General features: G+C 43.8%; 17 protein-coding genes and 1 tRNA gene. 9 read left to right on the forward strand and 9 right to left on the reverse strand.

Annotated elements, in window-relative coordinates; genetic code table 11:
- Positions 1 to 182 precede the first annotated feature (182 nt).
- The 3 genes from ACO59Y_RS00860 to gloB all read right to left on the reverse strand — a co-directional run bounded on the left by ACO59Y_RS00860 (position 183) and on the right by gloB (position 3,045).
- Positions 183 to 905, reverse strand: coding sequence for a phosphodiester glycosidase family protein (locus ACO59Y_RS00860; RefSeq protein WP_486129808.1), 723 nt, complete (start codon positions 903 to 905; stop codon positions 183 to 185).
- Positions 889 to 2,211 (reverse strand): glutamyl-tRNA reductase, encoded by a 1,323-nt coding sequence (hemA, locus tag ACO59Y_RS00865; protein WP_486129810.1) that lies wholly within the window; start codon positions 2,209 to 2,211, stop codon positions 889 to 891. Before hemA ends, ACO59Y_RS00860 begins: the two co-directional genes overlap by 17 nt.
- Before the next feature lie 132 nt (positions 2,212 to 2,343).
- Entirely contained in the window at positions 2,344 to 3,045 is a 702-nt protein-coding gene (gloB, locus tag ACO59Y_RS00870; protein WP_486129812.1) for a hydroxyacylglutathione hydrolase, read from the reverse strand.
- A gap of 25 nt (positions 3,046 to 3,070) precedes the next feature.
- Between gloB and ACO59Y_RS00875 the strand changes: the two genes are divergently transcribed.
- The 3 genes from ACO59Y_RS00875 to ACO59Y_RS00885 all read left to right on the forward strand — a co-directional run bounded on the left by ACO59Y_RS00875 (position 3,071) and on the right by ACO59Y_RS00885 (position 6,695).
- Complete coding sequence (locus ACO59Y_RS00875) at positions 3,071 to 3,778, forward strand: class I SAM-dependent methyltransferase (protein WP_486129814.1); 708 nt, start codon at positions 3,071 to 3,073, stop codon at positions 3,776 to 3,778.
- Positions 3,779 to 3,846: 68 nt separating this feature from the next.
- Positions 3,847 to 5,610, forward strand: a complete 1,764-nt coding sequence (gene ycaO / locus ACO59Y_RS00880) for a 30S ribosomal protein S12 methylthiotransferase accessory factor YcaO (RefSeq protein ID WP_486129816.1) — start codon at positions 3,847 to 3,849, stop codon at positions 5,608 to 5,610.
- A 284-nt stretch (positions 5,611 to 5,894) separates the two neighbouring features.
- Positions 5,895 to 6,695, forward strand: a complete 801-nt coding sequence (locus ACO59Y_RS00885) for a class I SAM-dependent methyltransferase (protein ID WP_486129818.1) — start codon at positions 5,895 to 5,897, stop codon at positions 6,693 to 6,695.
- A 75-nt stretch (positions 6,696 to 6,770) separates the two neighbouring features.
- On the opposite strand, the gene tcdA is transcribed toward ACO59Y_RS00885, so the two are convergent.
- On the reverse strand, positions 6,771 to 7,559 hold the full coding sequence (tcdA, locus tag ACO59Y_RS00890; protein ID WP_486129820.1) for a tRNA cyclic N6-threonylcarbamoyladenosine(37) synthase TcdA: 789 nt from the start codon (positions 7,557 to 7,559) through the stop codon (positions 6,771 to 6,773).
- Complete coding sequence (mltA, locus tag ACO59Y_RS00895) at positions 7,559 to 8,683, reverse strand: murein transglycosylase A (RefSeq protein WP_486129822.1); 1,125 nt, start codon at positions 8,681 to 8,683, stop codon at positions 7,559 to 7,561. Before mltA ends, tcdA begins: the two co-directional genes overlap by 1 nt.
- Positions 8,684 to 8,876: 193 nt before the next feature.
- On the opposite strand from mltA, the gene ACO59Y_RS00900 reads away from it, so the two are divergent.
- A tRNA-Met gene (locus tag ACO59Y_RS00900) sits at positions 8,877 to 8,953 on the forward strand.
- Positions 8,954 to 9,054: 101 nt separating this feature from the next.
- Here the strand turns inward: ACO59Y_RS00900 and rlmM are convergent.
- Positions 9,055 to 10,155 carry a 23S rRNA (cytidine(2498)-2'-O)-methyltransferase RlmM gene (rlmM, locus tag ACO59Y_RS00905; protein ID WP_486129824.1) on the reverse strand — a complete coding sequence of 367 codons (1,101 nt, stop codon included), beginning with the start codon at positions 10,153 to 10,155 and terminating at the stop codon, positions 9,055 to 9,057.
- On the reverse strand, positions 10,148 to 11,041 hold the full coding sequence (locus tag ACO59Y_RS00910; RefSeq protein WP_486129826.1) for a transcriptional regulator GcvA: 894 nt from the start codon (positions 11,039 to 11,041) through the stop codon (positions 10,148 to 10,150). The genes rlmM and ACO59Y_RS00910 overlap by 8 nt, the downstream gene beginning before the upstream one ends.
- 439 nt (positions 11,042 to 11,480) lie before the next feature.
- Between ACO59Y_RS00910 and ACO59Y_RS00915 the strand changes: the two genes are divergently transcribed.
- Entirely contained in the window at positions 11,481 to 12,539 is a 1,059-nt protein-coding gene (locus ACO59Y_RS00915) for a branched-chain amino acid aminotransferase (protein ID WP_486129859.1), read from the forward strand.
- A gap of 233 nt (positions 12,540 to 12,772) precedes the next feature.
- Positions 12,773 to 15,334: a GDYXXLXY domain-containing protein gene (locus ACO59Y_RS00920; RefSeq protein ID WP_486129828.1), complete on the forward strand. Its 2,562-nt coding sequence runs from the start codon at positions 12,773 to 12,775 to the stop codon at positions 15,332 to 15,334.
- A 213-nt stretch (positions 15,335 to 15,547) separates the two neighbouring features.
- Here the strand turns inward: ACO59Y_RS00920 and cmoA are convergent, their stop codons facing one another.
- Positions 15,548 to 16,273, reverse strand: coding sequence for a carboxy-S-adenosyl-L-methionine synthase CmoA (cmoA, locus tag ACO59Y_RS00925; RefSeq protein ID WP_486129830.1), 726 nt, complete (start codon positions 16,271 to 16,273; stop codon positions 15,548 to 15,550).
- A 151-nt stretch (positions 16,274 to 16,424) separates the two neighbouring features.
- Between cmoA and aspS the strand changes: the two genes are divergently transcribed.
- Positions 16,425 to 18,194, forward strand: coding sequence for an aspartate--tRNA ligase (gene aspS / locus ACO59Y_RS00930; protein WP_486129832.1), 1,770 nt, complete (start codon positions 16,425 to 16,427; stop codon positions 18,192 to 18,194).
- A gap of 239 nt (positions 18,195 to 18,433) precedes the next feature.
- On the opposite strand, the gene metX is transcribed toward aspS, so the two are convergent.
- Positions 18,434 to 19,531, reverse strand: a complete 1,098-nt coding sequence (metX, locus tag ACO59Y_RS00935) for a homoserine O-acetyltransferase MetX (protein WP_486129834.1) — start codon at positions 19,529 to 19,531, stop codon at positions 18,434 to 18,436.
- Between the two features lie 158 nt (positions 19,532 to 19,689).
- Between metX and ACO59Y_RS00940 the strand changes: the two genes are divergently transcribed.
- Together ACO59Y_RS00940 and lysC are read left to right on the forward strand one after the other, a co-directional pair.
- Positions 19,690 to 20,394 (forward strand): SanA/YdcF family protein, encoded by a 705-nt coding sequence (locus ACO59Y_RS00940; RefSeq protein ID WP_486129836.1) that lies wholly within the window; start codon positions 19,690 to 19,692, stop codon positions 20,392 to 20,394.
- Positions 20,395 to 20,545: 151 nt separating this feature from the next.
- A complete protein-coding gene (lysC, locus tag ACO59Y_RS00945) occupies positions 20,546 to 21,898 on the forward strand; it encodes a lysine-sensitive aspartokinase 3 (RefSeq protein WP_486129838.1) in 1,353 nt (450 codons plus the stop codon).
- The last annotated feature ends 17 nt before the right edge of the window (positions 21,899 to 21,915 follow it).

The following is a 21,915-nucleotide window of genomic DNA, read 5'->3' on the forward strand; positions in this document are numbered from 1 at the left end:
GCGACCCCAACATTATGAGTGTTGTGCTCTAACCAACTGAGCTATGTAGCCATCTGCTTAACCATATTAGCTTTGCGGGGCGTATTATGCTGATTTGCCCCTATCGCGTCAATCACTTTTTGTAAAAAATCCGTTTTTTAAGCTTAGTTGATTATAAAAAAAACGCTTTTGTTATTTTTTATTCATTCCGCCACAGAAATCATACCGACAAAATGACGCCAGTGAAAACTATTAAATCTATTCGGAATATACCAATCGGAAATCGTGCCGTCTAAATAAAGCGCATTGTAACAGCCTACTTTTAACAAACCTCGACTAAAAGTATAAAGATTCGGCTCACCTTTCGTGGTCATAATAAAGAAAAGACGATGTTGTTTATCCAAACATACCGCATTGCGCTTGTGATAACTTTCTAACGTTGGTTTAAATTGACGGTTAATTTCCCCCTCAATTAATAACATCGGACCGGACTGCATGGCAAAGGTAGGTTTTAGCCTTTTCTGTTGATAAGCCTTCGTTGTCAAAATGTAAGGTTGCGCGCCTACCAATGCAAAAACGCCATTCGGTTGGACATGAAAATTACCCGTACCACGTTTGGTATTAAGCGCATTCAATTCTTTGCCGTTTTCAATCCATAAGCCCGCCGGCACATTATTCCTACTATAGATTCCGGCATTCATGAGCATTTTCACTTGAAAATTTTTTTCCAACGCATGTTTTAAATTAGTTAAAGATTGATAATCTTTACCCTCGCTGTCACGCCAATGCAGACGCACGTCTTCCGGTTTAGCTTGAAAAATTCCGTAAGTAATGTTGGAATCGGTAAAAGAACGATATTCGCCACCATAGACTGTTGAAGAAAGACCACAGCAAAGTACGGTTAGAATTTTAAAGAGTTTTTTCATCTAAAGGATGGGAAAGCTTTAGGGCATTAGAAAACGAATGTAAGCCTTCTGCGTTACCCGTTTTCATCATAGATTGCAAAGTTTGCGTCGGTGCGTGAATAAGTTTGTTCATCAATTTATAACTCAATTCTTGCAATACCGCCTCTGCATTATCGCTTTGTTGCAAGTGTTGCAGCGCATTTTTCAGTAAATCTTGGCGTATCGCTTCCGCATTTTGACGATAATTTTTGATCAAATTGGAAAATTGGCGCACTTTAATCCACTCAAAAAAATCCCGACACTCTTCTGCAATAATGGATTGAGCGTGCTCTGCTGCTTGTTCGCGGCGGTTTAAATTAGATTGAATAATATCCTGTAAATCATCCACCGTATAATGATACACACTGTCGAGACTTTCCACGCTTTCCTCAATATCGCGCGGCACCGCAATGTCCACTAACAACATCGGCGCGTTGTGGCGTTTCTTTTGCGCGACTTTCACCATTTCTCGGCTAATCAACACATTCGGACTGGCGGTAGAACTAATTACGATATCAGCTTGCTCCAATGCGGTGCTAAAATCATCTAAACCAAACACCTCAATCGGCGTATCGGAAGCTAATTTTTCTGCTAATCGCTCCGCCCGACTTAAAGTACGGTTGGCTATCATTAATTTTTTTACACCATGACGCAATAAATGACGGCTCACCAATTCGATGGTTTCACCCGCGCCCAGCACTAAAATATTCAGCGTGCGTAAAGATTCGAAAATCTGACGCGCCAAACTGCAAGCCGCATATGCCACAGAAACGGCGCTCTCGCCAATATTGGTTTCGGTACGTACACGTTTGGCAGTCAAAAAGGTTTTTTGGAATAAGCGCGAAAGCTCGGTAGAAAGCGGTACTTGGGCGTTTTGATAAAATTCTTCGGTAATTTGAAAAGCTTGTTTCACTTGCCCCAAAATTTGCGGTTCGCCTAAAATCAACGAATCCAATCCGCACGCTACGCGCATTAAATGATTCGCCGCGTGTTGATTTTGATGCGCATAAATACTCGGCATCAATTCTGCCAAAGGAATCCGGTGAATCTCCGCAAACCACCGTTCGATATTTTCACGCCATTTATCGCATTCTTGTGGCGAAATTTGTCGATGGTGCAAATATACTTCCGTGCGATTGCAAGTAGAAAGGATCACCGCGCCTTCGGCAAGGTTTTGTTGCTGAATTTGTTGCAAGGCAAGCAGACGCTTTTCCGCTGAAAAAGCGACTCTTTCACGCACCGAAACGGATGCAGTTTTATGATTGATGCCGAGAACAAGAAGGGTCATAGTTGATGTAAAAATAACCGCATCTAAAAAGTGCGGCAGAAATATCCGATAAAAAATTGGCGCCATTCTAATGAATTATGGCGCGTTGAGCAAATGCACACGCCATAATTGTGGCAGAATAACGTAAAAAAGTTAAAACACATCTTTCGCTTTACGAAGCGCAGTAAACGCTTCAAGCGTTTTTGCCCGTAAGAACGGATTGATCATTTTTTCCAGCTGTAGCGTAGTCGGTAAACTCGGTTTGCCTTGAGCACGCAAAGTTTCCACCCGAATTATTTGATTTTTGACTGCGTCATTGTCCGGCATCACCATTTTCGCAAACGCTAAATTCGCTAAAGTATATTCATGCGCGGGACAAATGACGGTATCGTCCGGCAACATTTTAAGACGTTGCAAAGTTTCAAACATTTGCGCGTAATCGCCGCTAAACACACGGCCGCAACCGGCAGAAAATAATGCGTCTCCGCAAAATAGATGCCCGTCCACTAAAAAACTCAAGTGCTGCGCTGTATGCCCGCCGGTAGGCAAAACTTCAATGCGGTAGTTTTCCGTAATAATCTCGCCCTTATTAACAATCACCGTCGCGCCTTTTTCGGCACATTCTTCAGGACCATAAATCGGCACATCCGGATAACGCGCACGAAAAGCCGCTACCCCTTGAGTGTGATCGTCATGCAGGTGCGTCAACAGCACCGCATTGACGGCATAATCATGCGCATCAAGCCATGCAAACAACTTGTCCGTTTCGGGCAAATCGACAATAATAAGCGGTAAATTTTCACGTTGATAAAGCCAAATGTAATTATCGTTCAAGGCTGGCAAAGCAACTAACATAAATCCTCTTTTGTTTGGAAATGAAATGATGATTCGATGGAATGTAAAATGGCACGCAAAATCGGCCAAGCCTTTCTGTGCCCCGCAAAGCTGGCGACAGTTACCGCAAGGCGAAGCCTATTGTAGCGCATTGGAAGTCGCTTTAGCGCCTTGGCTGGCAAAAATCGGCGGATATCAAATTTTAAAACTCGGCGCCTTAAGCACGGAAGTGACGACAAACTTACCGATGCGCCATCAAATTTTGTTAAGCGAAAAGACATTGCCAAATAGCACCGCATTGACCTCAAACGATTCTTTCGTACAAGCCGAACTTACCGCCTTACCTTTTATTCAACAAGAAATAAATGCAGTCTTTTTGACAAATTGCTTAAATTTCACCCAAGATCCTCATCAGATTTTGCGCGAGGTTCATCGTGTACTCGCTGATGACGGTTGGTTATTTCTCTCCTTGTTCAATCCGTTAAGTTTGCTGATTTGCAAAAATAAACTTGGCGAGTTTCCATTGCGCAGATATTCGACTTGGCGCATTATCGATTGGTTGGAGTTGCTTAATTTTGAAATTCTTGAGCGACAAAATCTGTCTATTACAGGCCGACGCGCCCACTTATTTTCGCCTTTAATCCTTATCGTGGCACAAAAACGCACTTATCCGCTTACCTTCAACACTGAAAAAGAGCGGACAACAATGCCAATATTTTTACAACCTACGGAAGCCTTTAAGACAAATGCATAATTGCCTTGCCTCACCTTCCATTCTCCCCTATTATGCGGCGCACTTTTTTCTCTGTTTAAGGATTCGCTATGACAGCACAAACTTTTATTCCCGGCAAAGACGCGGCATTAGAGGATAGCATTGCAAAATTTCAACAAAAATTAACCGCTCTGGGTTTTAATATTGAAGAAGCCTCATGGTTAAATCCGGTACCGAATGTATGGTCAGTGCATATTCGCGATAAAGATTGTCCGCAGTGTTTTTCCAACGGCAAAGGCGCAAGCAAAAAAGCGGCGCTGGCCTCGGCGCTTGGCGAATATTTTGAGCGTTTATCCACTAACTATTTCTTTGCGGATTTTTATTTGGGAAAAGCAATCGCCAACGGTGATTTCGTACATTATCCAAACGAAAAATGGTTTCCGATTGAAGACGACGCTTTATTACCAAAAGGCATTTTAGACGATTATTTGCTTGACTATTTCGATCCGAATCAAGAACTTACGCCGGAATTATTGGTTGATTTACAATCCGGCAATTATGCTCGTGGCATTGTGGCGATGCCTTATGTGCGTCAATCGGACGAGCAAACCATTTATATTCCACAAAGCATTATTGCCAATCTTTATGTGTCGAACGGGATGTCTGCCGGCAACACCAAATTCGAAGCGCGTGTGCAAGGGCTTTCGGAAGTGTTTGAACGTTATGTGAAAAACAAAATTATCGCTGAAGCCACTAGCTTGCCGCAAATTCCTGCAGAGGTGATGGCACGTTATCCGTCTATTCAAGCTTCCATCGCAAAATTAGAAGAAGAAGGTTTCCCGATTTATGCTTTTGATGCGTCGCTCGGCGGCAAATATCCGGTAATTTGCGTGGTATTACTGAACCCGAATAACGGTACGTGCTTTGCTTCTTTCGGCGCGCATCCGAATTTCCAAGTGGCATTAGAACGCACCGTAACCGAGCTTTTACAAGGCCGTAGTTTGAAAGATCTGGATGTGTTTTCACCCCCCTCTTTCAATAATGAAGACGTCGCTGATCATGCTAATCTTGAAACCCACTTTATCGACTCCAGCGGTTTAATATCTTGGGATCTGTTCAAACAAATGCCGGATTATGAATTTACCGATTGGGATTTTAGCGGTACGACGCAACAAGAATACGAAAACTTAATGGCGATTTTCCGTACAGAAAATAAAGAAGTGTACATTATGGATTACAACCATTTAGACGTATACGCCTGCCGTATTATCGTGCCGGGGATGTCCGATATTTATCCTGCAGACGATCTTATTTACGCCAACAATAATATGGGCATGGATTGGCGTGAAATTTTGCTGGATTTACCAAACCAGCATCACAATACTGAAACTTACGCGGAATTGTTGGAAGAACTTGATGCGCAAAATATTGACGACGCTACTCGCATACGTGAATTTATCGGTATTGTTGCACCAAAAACCAGCGGTTGGACAACGCTTCGCGTGGGCGAATTAAAATCTATGCTGTATCTTGCCTTAGGCGAATTGGAACCTGCACTTGATTGGGCGAACTGGACGTTAAATATGAACAGCTCCGTATTCAGTGCTGAACGCGTAAATTATTATCGTGCATTAATTTCAATCATTGAATTGCATTTAGATGATAAACGCACTCCGAAACAATATCGCACCGTATTTGAAAAAATGTACGGTAAAGAGGCTGTGGCGCAAGCTTGGAATGCGGTTGCCGAAGGCGGTAATCCGTTCTACAACCTTCCATCAAGCGATGAAGAACTGAAAAATTTTAAAGAACATCAAGCCTTGTTAAACACTTATGCAAAATTGCAAAAAGCTAAACGGGAAAATTGGAAATAAACTTTAATTTGAACCAAAAGCACAGGCGAGTAAAACTCGCCTTTTTTGACTGCACTTTTAGAATTTTTATGCCTACGTTTTGAACTAGATGAATGTTACGGACAACGCTTATTTGGCTGAAAATGTGGTCGTGCCAGATAAAATGCTAGGCTTTCGATAAGGTCCAAAGGAAGAATTACTAACTCTAAAAAATTTGGCAAAAATCTACCGTATTTCGCCTGATCTTTTACACCGCCACTTAAATCATCGCCCGGAACAATAAGAGTAAAATAAGAGGAAATCAAATGACTATTTACGACATCGACTTCGCCGAACTTTATCGACAGCATTTAATTGCCTGTAATCATTTCAATCTACCGCCCACCAAATGGGACAAAAAGGCAGCGAAAATGGCAGAAAATTTAGTGGGAAAACCGAATGTGTACAACGAACGATTGTTACAAGCCATCAATATACAGGCCAATGAAACCGTGTTGGATATCGGCTGCGGACCGGGAACCCTCGCAATACCGCTGGCGCAACAATGCCAAGCCGTCTATGCGCTGGATTATAGTCAAGGAATGTTGGACTGTGTGGAGCGCTTTAAACAAGAATTGAATTTGCCAAATCTCACCACATTTCACCGCGCCTGGTCAGAAAATTGGGACGATATTCCACAAGCGGACGTAGTATTGGCATCGCGCTCGACCTTAGTTGACGATTTAGACGATATGATTGACAAACTTTGCGCCAAAGCGAAAAAACGCGTCTTTTTAACCTCCGTCACACAACGCCACTTTTTGGATGAAGGCGTTTTTACCGCCATCGAACGTGAAGATATCGGCTTTCCCACCTATATTTATTTACTCAACCGCTTATATCAAAAAGGCCTCCAAGCGAACCTAAACTTTATCGAAACCCAATCCGGCCGTTTTCAAGGTGAAACCTTCGAGGATTTATTGGCTTCCGTCGAATTTTCCCTCGGCGCGCTAACCGAAAAAGAAAAATCCGGATTAAAACATTTTTACGTTCAAAAACAAGCGAACGGCGAACCAATTTCACACGGGCAGAAAAAATGGGCGTTGATTTGGTGGGAACTCAATTAATGCCGTCAAGCCAAGATTGACGCGCTTTCAATGCGGTGCTGAAAACGATCGTCAATACTGTTTTTTTTTTGAGGTTCAGACGTTGTTTTTATCGGAGAGGTGATTTTTCAATATTTTATCAATCACGCGCGACACGGCGAAAAAGCCAAAAGTGGCGGTGATCATGGTTGCAGCACCGAAGCCGTTGGCGCAATTCATGGTTGCGGAAACTGCACAACCTTCAGCCATTTTTGGAAAAATCGGCGGTTGCGTGGAGAACACCGCATCCACGCCGAATTTGCGTTGCGGGTTTTGACTGAAATTAAAATCCTTGCGTAAAACCGAGCGCACTTTTGCTAACAACGGATCTTGAATGGTTTTACTTAAGTCGGCAATTTGAATTTGACTCGGATCCGTTTGTCCGCCCGCCCCACCGACACTGATGATTTTGATTTTATGGCGCTTACAATAAGCAATCATCGCAGCTTTGGTTTTCACATTGTCGATGGCATCGATCACGTAATCGTAACCGCGAATTAAATAATCCGATTGATTTTCAGGCGAAATAAAGTCATCAATAATATTCACCGTACACTGCGGATTAATCAACTTCACGCGTTCCGCCATCACTTCCGTTTTGAGTTTGCCGATATTACCGCTTAACGCCGGTAATTGGCGATTAATATTGGTGACGCAAATGTCATCCATATCGATCAAAGTAAGCTGACCGACGCCGGAACGCGCCAAAGCCTCTACTGCCCACGAGCCAACACCGCCGATGCCGACCACGCAAATATGCGCGCGGCGTAAGCGTTCAAGTCCTGCCGGCGTATAAAGCCGTCCGATACCGCCAAAACGTTGTTCGTAATTATCTGCACGAGCCATTAATTTAACACCCAAACGCGTCCGTAATGCTTGGAAAGTCCGGCAATATGGCCGGCCTCATCACCGATGCCGCGGTATAAGTCGAAATGGTGGCCGTTCACCGCACCACCCACATCTAACGCCACCATTAAGTGAAGTTTATGCGTGCCTTTCCAATTGCCATCATTGTCAATATCCGGAACTTCCACTAACAACACCGTGCCGGAGGGAATAAGGTTGCGATCGGACGCCACCGCCGCCATCGGCACGAGTGGCACGCCGGCCGAGCCTTTTACTTTACCGCTCGGATCATTTTTGAAGAATACGTAAGATGGATTGCGTTCCAACAAACCTTGTACGCGCGACGGATTGGCTTTGCCCCAATCACGGATCGCCTGAATCGACATTTTTTCCTTTGGAATTTCGCCGTCTTCTACTAATAAGCGGCCAACCGCTTGATATTTAAAGCCGTTTTGACCGGCGTAGGCAAAGTAATTTAAATTGCCGTTGCCAAAATCCACGTAACCGCTACCTTGCACGCCGAGTAAAAAGTTATCCAACATAGAATCGCTGTACGCCAGTTCTAAGCCTTTCCCCGCCAAGGCGCCGTTATAAATTTGCTGGCGAGTGAAACGCTTATTGACCGGCATGGCGTAAATCGGATGTTGATATTTGCCTTGCGGTGAACGACGCGCGTGGAGCACGGGTGAATAATAACCGGTCATCAAAACGTTTTGATAACCATCGAAACCTTTCATAATTTGCGGCTGAATACCAAATTGCGGTAATTGATTAACATCAGCACCGGAAAGCACCCAGCCGATAATTTTTTCGTAATTGCCGTAAAAACGCTCGGCCAATTTGGCCGAATAACCTTTCACATTAGAAAGTTGGGTTAAAAAATCGCCTTGATTAATCACCGCACTTTGATTTTCTACACGGGAAACCGGCGCAAGCATCGCTTGTTGATAATGACGACCACCGTATTTGGCGCCGAATTTTTGCGGATCGTCGCCCGTCGGCGTTAAGAGTGGCGAGCTACCATGCAATACGCGGCTATTCGACGAACTGCCGCAAGCTGCCAAAATCGAGACAACCGCCACGATGGAAAAGATTTTTAAAATAAAATTTTTACGGGATTTCATAACGCGTCCAAGACGATAAATTCTGATTATTGAAGGGCGCATACGCTATCAAAATTTATCCGAAAGGACTAGCCCTATTTCGTTAAAACGATGAAGAAATAAACGCCTTGTTTATTTTCTTAACAATCGAGCATTTTAATTTTGTTTAAGGCTTGCAAAATTTTTTGAACGGCGTATAGTGCCCGCCGTCAGACGCGGGGTGGAGCAGCTTGGTAGCTCGTCGGGCTCATAACCCGAAGGCCGTCGGTTCAAATCCGGCCCCCGCAACCAAATTTTAAAGCATCGATGAAATCGATGCTTTTTTCTTACTTAAAATTTTGTAAACCACGCTGCGTTCAGCGAACTTCTCCAACAGCACCGCATTGAAGCGCCTATTTTAGGGCGATATGCACGGTGATTTCTTCCCTGTCGTGGTACAAATGTTTAGCTTGAAGAGTAAAACGAAGGTTTTGCTCGGTTAGTTTATCCGATAACGTTTCCAAGCATTGCATTACTTCTTGATAACGTTTTTTCATCGGCAATTTCAAATTAAAAATAGCTTCACGGCACCAACCGTTTACCAACCATTTACTAATCAAATTTACGATGCGGCTTGGTTGTTCCACCATATCGCACACGAGCCAATGAATTTGTTTGCGCTTCGGCGGCTGAAATTTAAAACCGTCTTCCGAACAATGCTCGATTCGCCCCGTTTCATGCAAACTTTCCGCCATTTTGCCGTGATCTACCGCATAAACGAACAAACCACGTTTTACCAGTTGATACGTCCAACCGCCCGGACAAGCGCCGAGATCCACGCCGATCATCGTTTCATTGAGACGTTTGCTTTCTTCTTTGCGCGGAATAAAAGTTAAAATTGCTTCTTCTAGTTTTAACGTCGAACGACTCGGCGCTGCGACCGGAAATTTCAAACGCGGAATGCCCATAAAATGCGGCGAATGATTATCCGCATAAGAATAACCCACATAGCAACAATTCGGTTTAATGAAAAAGCAATGTAAAAAACACTGCGAAAACCGAGTGTGTGTCGCCTTTGATGCTGCGGCAAGCCAACCTTGTTTTTTTAAAGCTTGTCTTAATGGCACGGTAAATTTGCGACAGAAGGTGGAAAGTTCTTTCGATTCGTCGGTATCCGCGGTTTCAACAAAAAGCTCAACGGATTGGCTGAAATTGATTTGCGCCGAAAGCGCGTTAAACGCAGTTAAAATCGGACTGATACGATCGGACGAATCAAGATTTTCCAACAAATCGGACACCACCAACAGTTGACGGGCGAAAATTAATCGATTGAAAGGAATTTCGCGTGCTAGGCGATCCGCTTCATTCGGCTGATAACATTCAAAAATCACATAACCGGAATTTTCTTGCACGCGAGCAAAACCCAACGCGCCCAATGCGGTGCTAAACGCGGAGATCTCCGCCGCGGTTTCTTTTTCAAAACCGGGGCGACAATATAACGCTAATTTATTCATGTTCTTCTTTTCTTATTGCCGCAATAATCCAGCGGCGGAAAGCTTGGATTTGTTCGTCATCAAGGCGATCGAGATGGTTCACCACATAGAAAGATTTCGGATCGGGAAAATCCGTTGGTAACACCTCCTTCAATAAACCGTGTTCGATTTCCTGTAACGCCAGCAAACGATTGGCCAATGCTACGCCTTGTCCGTGAATGGCGGCTTGTAGCGCCATAAAAGTGTGGCTAAACAACGGACCTTGCTGGATATTCAATTCGTCAATCGCTAAATAGTCCGCCATTGCGCGCCAGTTATCACGTGTATGCGTGTGAATTAATGTGTGGTGTTTTAAATCTTCCTTAGCATAAATCGGATTTTTCGCCAACAATTCCGGCGATGCCAGAATCAGTAAATTTTCTTTACCGAGGCGATCCACCTGCAAATTCTGCCAATTACCTTTACCGTAATAAACAGCAAGATCAATTTCTTTGCTCAATAAACCTTCGTCTTGATCCACCCCTTTTAAACGCACTTCAATTTCGGGATGAAGCCGATTGAAATCGCTTAAATGCGGTACTAACCATTGAATACCGAATGTTTGCGGCACGCTGATGCTTAAGTGGGGGTCATTTTTTAAGGTCAGCAATCGCTCCGTAGCTTCATTGAGTTTACGCAGAATTTTATTAATATCGGCAAAATAAGTTTTGCCGAATTCCGTTAATTCGAGCGCGCGATTCTTTCGTTTAAACAATTCGACGCCTAAAAAATCTTCCAATAATTTAATTTGATGACTCACCGCCGCTTGAGTCACAAAAAGTTCGTCGGCGGCTTTTGTAAAACTTAAATGCCTTGCGGCGGATTCGAAAGATTTCAGTGAATTCAAGGGAGGCAAACGTTTATACATAATTCTTTCCAGAAATAATTTTTTCTTCTATAATGCTCGGGAGTTAATTCACATTAGTTTTTCTAATTCTACAAATAAAAAAACATCACTTGTCCTTCCTGAGCCTAATTTCTACAATGCGCGCATACTTAAAGATTGGTAATTCCTTACTAGTTAATGAGTTTCAGACTTAAGTATGATGTTGTGTTTGCATATAGTTCGGGAAACCGAACGTGAGTAACAAATTAAGTTACTTATTTACTTCCTGTATAATATTTTTTCAACCTTTTGGTTAAACGCCACTCATTACGAGTGGCGTTTTTTTTTCGTTAAACTTTAACATATTTCGCACTGTTTTTCTTCCTTAACTTTATAACCGCTCAAATTTTGAGAAATCACAAAAAATTTCCGTTTAAAGGTTTAAATGCCAAAAATTATGGTGTAGATTAACCGGCATTTCATTCAAAACAAATATAAGGGAAGCAAAATGAAAGACTTAGATTGGAGCAACCTCGGTTTTAGTTATATCAAGACCGATTATCGTTTCATTGCTCATTGGAAAGAAGGCAAATGGGATGAAGGTAAACTCACCACCGATAACATTTTACATATTCACGAAGGCTCAACCGCACTTCACTATGGTCAACAATGTTTTGAAGGTTTAAAAGCTTATCGTTGTAAAGACGGCTCTATCAATTTATTCCGTCCGCAAGAAAACGCCAAACGTATGCAACACACCGCGGATCGCCTTTTAATGCCGCAAGTGCCAACGGAGTTATTTATTCGCGCGTGTAAAGAAGTAGTAAAAGCTAACGAGGAATGGCTTGGCCCTTACGGCTCTGGCGCCACCTTATATTTACGACCGTTTTTAATCGGTATAGGCGAAAATATCGGCGTAAAAGCCGCTCCTGAATTTATTTTCTCCGTATTTTGTTGCCCGGTCGGTGCCTACTTCAAAGGTGGCTTAGCACCTTCCAATTTCATCACGACCGAATACGACCGCGCTGCGCCAATGGGTACCGGTGGTGTAAAAGTAGGCGGTAATTACGCGGCAAGCCTACTGCCGCATATATTAGCTGCGGAAGAAGGCTCGGCAGAACGTAAATTTGCAGATGCAATCTATTTAGATCCAAAAACTCACACCAAAATCGAAGAAGTGGGCGCGGCAAACTTCTTTGGTATCACTAAAGACAACAAATTCGTTACGCCGAAATCCAAATCAATTTTACCGAGTATTACTAAATATTCCTTACTTTATATCGCCAAAGAGCGTTTAGGTATGGAAGCGATTGAAGGCGATGTATATATCGATCAACTTGATCAATTCGCTGAAGCCGGTGCATGTGGTACCGCAGCCGTCATCTCACCGGTGGGCGGTATTCAACACAAAGGGAAATTCCATGTTTTCTACTCCGAAACCGATGTTGGCCCGATAACCCGCAAACTTTACAACGAACTCACCGGCATTCAATTCGGCGATATCAAAGCACCGGAAGGCTGGATTGTAAAAGTGGAATAATTGATTACATAGAAGAACACAAAATGATCTGCTCCCTAAAAGTCGGACTCACCGACTTACTAAGGAGCAGATTTTTTATGGATTAAATATATTAAATCCGAATTAAACGTCACATCAGCAAACTTATCTTGCCAAATTTAAATAACGACTCGCTTTCCCTTTCATTTTGTTCTTAGCATTGGCAAAATAGCTCCAATTTTTATTCATAATAATTATCAAGGAAAATCAAAGCCATGAATCACCATCCTTTGTTTACCCTATCCTGGCACCGCTATCTCAATTTACTTTTTTTGCTTTTAAGCGTCGGCTTTTTAACCGGCGGCAGCGTAACCTTTATTGCCGCCAATTGGGATTATTTTTCCGATTTAAGCAAAATTTACGGACTGCAAGCGGTATTTGCTTTTTCGGTTATTTCGGGCAGTTATTTTTTTATGCGGGAAAGCCGTCGATTGGAACAGGAAAAATTAAAGTCGCTTTCCGTCTCATTTTTCTTTATTGCCGCCGTGCTTATCGGCGCCACCTTGGCCTTGGTCGGGCAAACCTACCAAACGGGCGCCGATACGTGGGAATTATTCGCCGTTTGGTCGTTGTGTCAACTTCCTTGGCTGTTATTATTGCCGAATGCGGCCTCCGCCTTGTTACTTATCGTCACCACCAATCTGACGTTATATCTGCTTAACGTTGACGGATTTTATGAGCACGCAACAATTTACGGCGTCGTATTAAACGCTATCGGACTTCTTTTAAGCGAAATTTTTATTCGTCAGTTGCACGATCAACGCTGGCGTGTGCTCCCGAAAATACTGGTGGTTTTCCTCTTGCTTCATCTTTTCGGCAGTCGTTTTGTTGGCGAATATTACGACCTTCTCTTCCCTTTCGAGCTTTATCCGTTTCATTCCTTTTTACTGATCGCCCTCCCCGCAGCCGCACTGTTTTATTTTTATCAGCGATACCGTTTTGATTTTGTCAATTTAATCACAACCACCACCGCAATAATTGTAGCCTTCGGTTTGTTGCTTTTTAATCGGATCGATTCCCTCGATATCGCCTTATTGAACGGTTTACTGATTTTTGCGTTGACCGTTGGGGCGATTATCCGGTTGTATCAATTATATAAAGCCCATTATCCCGAACGTAAAAATCTTCCTTGGGCGTTATCTTTTCTGCTGATTTTGGCTATTTTAACCGGCATTTTGACCGCACTTGTGTGGGTCGTTTTAGCCTTGAATCTTTCCGAGCCCGAGAACGCCTTGCCCGGTTTATCGGTTGTCGTTTTGGGCACCGCATTGATGTTGCATCGCGCGGCCCCTCAATCCGGCAGCCCGATGTCGATTGTCGTCGGTATTTTATTTTTGATGGGATATGGCCTGCTCGGCGGCTATTTATTACTCGATCGTTTTGCTTACGATTCCATCGAACGATTCAATTTTTCCGCGCCGGCATGGTTCACCTTAGTCGTAGCGATTTTTTACTTCGTACGCAAAGAAATTTGGTTACAAACTTTAAGTCTTGTCGCCGTGCTCATGATGTGGCAATTAAGCGCCGTCGACATGATCTTGCAAACGCCGCTCGTTTTTCTTTCGATGCTCGGCGCCGTGTTTGCCTTCTTGGCGCAGCGATTGCCGTCAATAAACGATAATGTGCGTGCACAAATCATTCCATTGGCCTGGGCGTTTTTGCTTTTTAGCCTCGGTGCCCTTGTCTTCGATTTGTGGGGCTTTTCCGCATATCATTTCGCTTCAACGTGGTCTGATAATTTTAACGGTGTTGCCGATGAATTGCCGCCGGTGAATACGTTTGCGGATTTTTTTAATGTGATCACCCACGGCGTATTTACAAAGGCTAAATTAAGCTCCACATGGTTGATTTCATTTTTAGTTTGCTTGGCGCCACTTGGTGTTTATGGGCTAATAAACCGCTTTTTTACCTTACCGCAGGTGGAAAAATGGACAATTGCCGGTGTTTTAGCGTTATTTACCGTCGGTTTTATTGCGCAGCCGACAATTTTATTTTTCGCTTCGTTATGGCTTCTCGCCTATTTTGTGGCAAACCGATATTTATTTTTTATCGCCTTAGCAGCGCTTATCATTAATTTAGCTATTTACTATTATTGGTTATCTATCCCATTACTTTATAAGGCTTTTTTATTATTGTTTTTCGGTGTGATATTTGCCCTGAGCGCAATTTATTTACATCGAAAACATCAAGAGGAAACAAAAAGTGCGGTCAATTTTGCCGGCGTTTCTAAAATCAAACCGATGATTGCCCTTTGTACGCTTTTTTTCATGCTATTGCCGTTAAATTATAAAGTTTGGCAGTTTGAAAATGTGCTAGCAACAGGAAAACCGGTGGTGCTGGAAATTGCGCCGGTCGATCCGCGTTCTCTCATACAAGGCGATTATATGTCGCTCAGTTACGCCATTTTGACTGACTTGACGGATATTCGCGCGCAACTAAACGAATCTAACACAGAAGTCGAAACAAGCGACGATGACGATGTCATGCAAAAACAACGCCCGAAACGGCTTTATGCCTTAATTCATCAGAACGAACAGGGCATTGCCACCTTATGCCGCGTGGAAAGCCGTATTCCGACAGATTTTTTTGATTGCGTGCCGGACGTGTATTTGCCGATAAATAATGCCGGCCGGATGCCAAAATTGCCAAGTCAGGAATATTTCTTCGCAGAAGGTAAGGGACAGTATTACGCGCAAGCAGAATATGCCGAATACCGTTTTAAAGACGGCATCTTATTGCTCGCCCGTTTGCTGGATAAGGATTTGAAACCGTTGTAGAAAGGTTTAATGAAACAATGAGGTGACAAAAAATGATATGGCGCAACAAATGCATAAAAGAATCAAACTTGTAAGTCAGATTTTTATGTTGCCGAATAGCACCGCATTGAAGCCGGTTTCAATGCGGTGCTATTTCATGAGGAGAATTTGAGCCTTATGCAACAGCCGCATCATACTGCAGCATTTTTTTTGTCACCGTACTCAAGTTCTGTTTTATTTGATCGCAATGATCGAGCCGAAATTAAAACACTGGAACCACAGTTCCACGTGAGAAAATCCGACGTTTTTTAACCGCGTTTTATGGGTGTCGATGCTATCCGTGCGCATCACATTTTCCAATGCGGTGCGTTTTTGACTCACTTCTAACTCGCTATAACCGTTGGCGCGCTTGAACTGATGATGTAAGTCAATCAGCAATTCGTCAATTTGCTCGTCTGCAAAACGGAATTTTTCCGAAAGTACCAATACGCCGTTCGGCTTCAAACCCTGATAAATTTTTTCCAATAACGCTACTCGATCCTGCGGCGGCAAAAATTGCAAAGTGAAATTTAAAATCACCATGGAAGCGTTCTGAATATCAATCTGACGAATATCATCACATAAAATTTCCACCGGAATGTCGCTGTGATAAGCCGCGATGTGCTGACGGCAACGTTCTACCATCGGTTGGGAATTATCTACGCCGATAATCTTCACATTAGGTCGGCGAATGTGACGACGTGCGGAAAGCGTCGCCGCACCGCGTGAACAGCCAAGATCGTACACATTGCTATTGGCGGTCACAAAGCGTTCGGCAAGCATACCGATGGCGGTAATGATATTGGAATAGCCAGGCACGGAGCGTTGGATCATATCGGGAAACACTTCGGCTACGCTTTCGTCAAAGGTAAAATCGCCCAATTTTTCAATGGGCGCGGAGAAAATGGTGTCTTTGTTCATGTTTTTTATAAACTGTGCAAAAAAGTGCGGTCATTTTAGAGAAAGTTTTTCACCGCGCAAATAAATTTCGCTTTCCAATTCAAAAGCCCCGGCAATTTCCGTATAATCAGGCGGTTAATTTATCTCTGAATTAGAAAAAAGGAATATAAAAATGATGCGTTCACATTATTGCGGTGCGTTAAACCGTACAAATATTGGTCAGGAAGTGATATTAAGCGGTTGGGTGCACCGTCGCCGTGATTTAGGCGGTTTGATTTTTATTGATATGCGTGACCGTGATGGCATCGTGCAAGTGTGTTTCGATCCGAAATTCCAAGAAGCATTAACCGCCGCGGCAGGCTTGCGTAACGAATTTTGCATTCAAATCAAAGGTGAAGTGATTGCCCGCCCGGAAAATCAAATCAACAAAAATATGGCGACCGGCGAAGTGGAAGTATTGGCAAAAGCGCTAAAAATCTATAATGCTTCCGATGTGCTGCCGCTTGACTTCAACCAAAACAACACTGAAGAACAACGCTTAAAATATCGTTACTTAGATTTACGTCGCCCGGAAATGGCGCAACGTTTGAAAACTCGTGCGAAAATTACCAGTTTTGTGCGTCGTTTTATGGATGACAACGGTTTCTTAGATATTGAAACCCCAATGCTCACCAAAGCAACACCGGAAGGCGCTCGCGACTATTTAGTGCCAAGCCGTGTGCATAAAGGCAAGTTTTATGCCTTGCCACAATCGCCGCAGCTTTTCAAACAGCTTCTTATGATGTCCGGTTTTGACCGTTATTATCAAATCGTGAAATGTTTCCGCGATGAAGATTTACGTGCAGATCGCCAACCTGAATTTACCCAAATCGATGTGGAAACCTCTTTCTTAACTGCGCCTGAAGTACGTGAAATTATGGAACGTATGGTGCACGGTTTGTGGCAAGAAATTATCGGCGTGGATTTAGGCAAGTTCCCAGTGATGACCTGGCAGGAAGCAATGCGCCGTTTCGGTTCCGATAAACCGGATTTGCGTAACCCGTTAGAAATGGTAGATGTAGCGGATATCGTGAAAGATGTCGATTTCAAAGTATTCCAAGGTCCGGCCAATGATTCGAATGGTCGCGTGACGGTCATTCGTGTGCCAAATGGTAATGAAATTACACGCAAACAAATCGACGAATATACGCAATTCGTGGGCATTTATGGCGCGAAAGGCTTGGCATGGTTAAAAGTGAACGATGTCAACGCTGGTCTTGAAGGCGTGCAAAGCCCGATTGCGAAATTCTTAAATGAAGACGTATTAAAAGCCTTGTTTGAGCGCGTAGGCGCACAAACCGGCGATATTTTATTCTTCGGTGCGGACAAATGGCAAACCGCCACCGATGCCATGGGCGCATTGCGTTTGAAACTGGGGCGCGATTTAGGTTTAACCCGTTTAGATGAATGGCAACCGCTTTGGGTCATCGATTTCCCAATGTTCGAGCGTGATGACGAAGGCAACTTAGCGGCAATGCACCACCCATTCACCTCACCAAAAGATTTCAGCCCAGAACAATTAGAAGCAGATCCGACAAGTGCGGTCGCCAATGCTTACGATATGGTCATCAACGGCTACGAAGTGGGCGGCGGTTCTGTGCGTATATTCGACCCGAAAATGCAACAAACCGTATTCCGCATTCTGGGCATTGACGAAGAGCAACAGCGCGAAAAATTCGGTTTCTTGTTGGATGCATTGAAATTCGGCACACCGCCACACGCAGGTTTAGCCTTCGGCTTAGACCGTTTAACCATGCTCCTAACCGGTACGGAAAACATCCGCGATGTCATCGCCTTCCCGAAAACTACGGCGGCGGCGTGCTTGATGACGGAAGCGCCAAGCGTGGCAAACCCGCAAGCTTTGGCGGAATTAAGTATTCAAGTCGTAGCGAAAGCAGAATAAATTCTTAGCGTTTTGAAAATAAAAATAATCCGCTCCTAAAAATTGAAGGTGCGGATTTTTTTATGCGCAAGGAATGCGCGTTCAATGCGGTGCCCAAAAGCGACTTGACTTGTACGAAACGACTTTATCCCCGCAAAATTAAGGATACGAGGAATAGAAAGGAATAAATTAAGAAAGGAATGCAAGCCCGAACAACGTCACATATGCAATATTGATTTATTAATGCAAACTCTAGGCATTCAAATTTCAACCGCCCCTGCCTTTCCGCTCAAGCCTTCTCGAATCCACTGTTCAAAGGCGTCATAATCCACCAAAAAAGCGTCGTGACCGTAAATTGACGGAAATTCATGAAAAGTCAGCGTAACCCCACTTTGTTCTAAAAGTTGCTTGCTTTTATGCAAATCGACAGATTTAAAAAGCTGATCCGTCGTCACGGAAATCAAGGTATAACGCGCTTTAATCCGACCAAGTGCCGTTTTAATATCTGCATATCCAAGGCTCGGATCATACATATCCAATGCGCGTAAAAGATGTAAATAACTGTTGGCGTCGAAGCGTTCAAGAAATTTTTTGCCTTGGTAAGTCAAATAAGATTCTACTTGGAAATAATCACCCCAAAATTGCCCTTCGGATTTCGTAGCGCGCCCGAAAGCTTTGGCAAGTTGCGAATCAGTGCGGTAAGTCAGCATACCGAGCATACGCGCAATAGAAAGCCCTTGCTCCGGCGGAATGCCATCATAATAATCGCCACCATTAAAATTCGGATCATTAATCACCGCTTGACGCATCACATGGTTAAAGCCGATAGCTTCAGCGCTAAAGAAAATCGACGAACAAAGATTGACGATATTATCGACAAAGCCCGGGTATTCAATACCCCATTGTGTCGCTTGCATGCCACCAAAAGAGCCACCGATCACCGCATTCAAATGGGGAATGTTTAAAAAATCAATCAGCGCTTTTTGCACGTGTACGATATCCTGCACGGTGATATTCGGGAACAGGCTGCCGTAAGGTTTGCCGGTTTGAGGATTGAGGGAAGAAGGTCCGGTGGTGCCTTTGCACCCCCCCAACACATTGGAGCAAATAAAAAAATAACGCGAAGTATCAAGCGCCGAACCGTCACCCATAAAATTTTGCCACCAACCGTCCTTTTCTTTGTTGGAAAAATAAGGTTCCGCATCGCCCGTAAGCGCATGGCAAATCAGCACCGCATTGGTTTTGTCCGCATTCAAGGTTCCGTAAGTTTGATAAGCCACTTGAACGGGCGAAAGTTCACCGCCCATAACCAACTTTAATGGCTTGTCTTGAAACAGCACGACATTTTGGACAGACATTGAAAACCTATCGTATCAAGGAAAAAATGCACCAATTATCAACAGCTCGCTGCCTTTGTCAAGGATAATTTAGACGTCTAAACGTCCAAATAAAAACCGACTTTGCGCTCGCAAATTTCAACTTGAACTCATACGCGTTTTTCATTATGTTAGCGCTCATGTTTACTTTAAAGACTCCGCTCAAAACGGAACTCCTGCTCCTTTGGCATCGCATTCATTTAGGCAAAATCATCCGCGCGATAATAGCTTTCAATGCGGTGCTAATTTTACTTAGCGTTGCGATTGACCGCTACATCAGTTTTTCCGTCCGACAAAATTTGTACGAAAATCTCGAGGATCTGCCTTATCGCCCCTACGCACTCGTGCTCGGCACCTCTAAATTCGTCGCCCCCGGCAAAACTAACGATTACTACAGTAACCGCCTTGAAGCAGCAAAATCTTTGCTAGAACACGGCAAAGTCAGCTATTTACTGCTAAGCGGCGATAACCGCACGCTTCAATATAATGAACCGAAAATGATGTTTCGCGATCTGCGCAAAATGGGCGTATCGGAAAATTTAATGTTCCGTGATTTCGCCGGCTTCCGCACACTAGATTCCGTTATCCGTGCCGACAAAGTATTCAACATTAATGGATTTACTATCGTCAGCCAAAAATTCCATTGCGAACGTGCACTGTTCATCGCTGAATTTAACGATATTGACGCCATTTGCTTCGTTGCCAAACAGCCAAAAATCAACTTCTCCACTCGCCTACGGGAAATCTTCGCGCGTAGCAAAGCGGTGCTCGATTTACTACTCGGCATTAAACCGTACTTCTTGGGCGAACCAGAACCGCTGCCAATGCCGAATAACGAAGATTAAAAATTATCTAATTTTTTAACGATTTAATTAGCAAATTAGATCTGAAATAAAGAATCCTTAAAATTTCACAAAATTTATTTGACAACATTTTATGAAATCGTTATTTCTACTTTCCACACAACATCTTACAACATTCACCTAGAGGAAAATTATGTCTCATCTTTCTGTCGCCAAATTCGGCGGGACTTCGGTAGCCAATTACGCAGCGATGACGGCTTGCGCGAAAATTATCATTGCCGATCCCAATACTCGTGTCGTCGTGCTTTCAGCCTCTGCCGGCGTAACCAATCTTTTAGTCGCATTAGCCAACGGTGTGGAGCCGGAAGAACGCCGTCAATTAGTCGGCGAAGTACGTCAAATTCAAGAAAATATTTTAACCGAACTGAAAGACGACAGCCGTGTACGTCCAATCATTGAAAAATATCTCGAAAATATTGAATACCTTTCAGAAGCCGCCAGCCTCGCCACATCACCCGCGCTTACCGACGAACTCATCAGCCACGGCGAAATGATGTCCACCCAAATTTTTATCGAAATCTTACGCGAACAAAATGCCACTGGAACTTGGGTCGATGTGCGTACTATCGTTGCAACAAATAGTCATTTCGGCAAAGCGGTGCCAAATGACGAACAAACCCAAGCTAACAGTGACAGCATATTAAAACCATTAATTGATCGCGGCGAATTGGTTATCACGCAAGGTTTTATCGGCCGTGAACCGAGCGGTAAAACGACGACATTAGGCCGCGGCGGTAGCGATTATTCTGCGGCATTATTGGCGGAGGTGTTAAATGCCAAAGACGTACTGATTTGGACCGATGTAGCAGGCATTTACACCACTGATCCTCGCATTGTTCCAAGCGCTCAACGCATCGATACCATGAGTTTCGCGGAAGCGGCCGAAATGGCGACTTTCGGTGCGAAAGTATTACATCCGGCAACACTTCTTCCTGCAGTTCGCAGTAATATTCCGGTTTATGTAGGTTCCAGCAAAGCGCCGCAAGATGGTGGCACTTGGGTCACGCGCGATCCACAACCGCGTCCAACATTCCGGGCAATCGCGTTACGTCGCGACCAAACCTTATTAACGCTTTCAAGCTTAAGCATGCTTCACGCGCAAGGTTTCTTAGCGAATGTATTTAGTATTTTAGCGAAACACAAAATCTCCGTGGACACCATCACAACTTCCGAAGTGAGCATCGCTTTAACTCTGGATAAAACCGGTTCTGCTTCATCCGGCGCGGAATTACTTTCTTCGGCGTTATTGGAAGAGTTACGCGAATATTGCACGGTTAAAGTGGATACGGGCTTATCTCTGGTGGCACTTATCGGCAATGACTTACACATCGCAACAGGTGTAGCAAAACGCATTTTTGATACGCTCGAGCCTTACAATGTACGTATGATCAGCTACGGCGCAAGCACTAATAATCTTTGTATGTTAGTTCAAAGCGAGCATGCCGATGAAACAGTTCGTTCGTTACACAGATCATTATTTGAGTAATTTCCTTTAAAACCATA

The sequence above is a fragment of the Rodentibacter sp. genome (assembly GCF_057314195.1).

Coding starts and splice junctions, on each gene's coding strand:
- ACO59Y_RS00885 (WP_486129818.1), top strand. CDS start 5,895: ATGACTATTTACGACATCGACTTCGCCGAACTTTATCGACAGCATTTA.
- ACO59Y_RS00920 (WP_486129828.1), top strand. CDS start 12,773: ATGAATCACCATCCTTTGTTTACCCTATCCTGGCACCGCTATCTCAAT.
- ACO59Y_RS00910 (WP_486129826.1), bottom strand. CDS start 11,041: ATGTATAAACGTTTGCCTCCCTTGAATTCACTGAAATCTTTCGAATCC.
- ACO59Y_RS00860 (WP_486129808.1), bottom strand. CDS start 905: ATGAAAAAACTCTTTAAAATTCTAACCGTACTTTGCTGTGGTCTTTCT.
- ycaO (WP_486129816.1), top strand. CDS start 3,847: ATGACAGCACAAACTTTTATTCCCGGCAAAGACGCGGCATTAGAGGAT.
- rlmM (WP_486129824.1), bottom strand. CDS start 10,155: ATGAATAAATTAGCGTTATATTGTCGCCCCGGTTTTGAAAAAGAAACC.
- mltA (WP_486129822.1), bottom strand. CDS start 8,683: ATGAAATCCCGTAAAAATTTTATTTTAAAAATCTTTTCCATCGTGGCG.
- cmoA (WP_486129830.1), bottom strand. CDS start 16,273: ATGAACAAAGACACCATTTTCTCCGCGCCCATTGAAAAATTGGGCGAT.
- hemA (WP_486129810.1), bottom strand. CDS start 2,211: ATGACCCTTCTTGTTCTCGGCATCAATCATAAAACTGCATCCGTTTCG.
- ACO59Y_RS00875 (WP_486129814.1), top strand. CDS start 3,071: ATGATGATTCGATGGAATGTAAAATGGCACGCAAAATCGGCCAAGCCT.
- tcdA (WP_486129820.1), bottom strand. CDS start 7,559: ATGGCTCGTGCAGATAATTACGAACAACGTTTTGGCGGTATCGGACGG.
- metX (WP_486129834.1), bottom strand. CDS start 19,531: ATGTCTGTCCAAAATGTCGTGCTGTTTCAAGACAAGCCATTAAAGTTG.
- gloB (WP_486129812.1), bottom strand. CDS start 3,045: ATGTTAGTTGCTTTGCCAGCCTTGAACGATAATTACATTTGGCTTTAT.
- ACO59Y_RS00940 (WP_486129836.1), top strand. CDS start 19,690: ATGTTTACTTTAAAGACTCCGCTCAAAACGGAACTCCTGCTCCTTTGG.
- aspS (WP_486129832.1), top strand. CDS start 16,425: ATGATGCGTTCACATTATTGCGGTGCGTTAAACCGTACAAATATTGGT.
- lysC (WP_486129838.1), top strand. CDS start 20,546: ATGTCTCATCTTTCTGTCGCCAAATTCGGCGGGACTTCGGTAGCCAAT.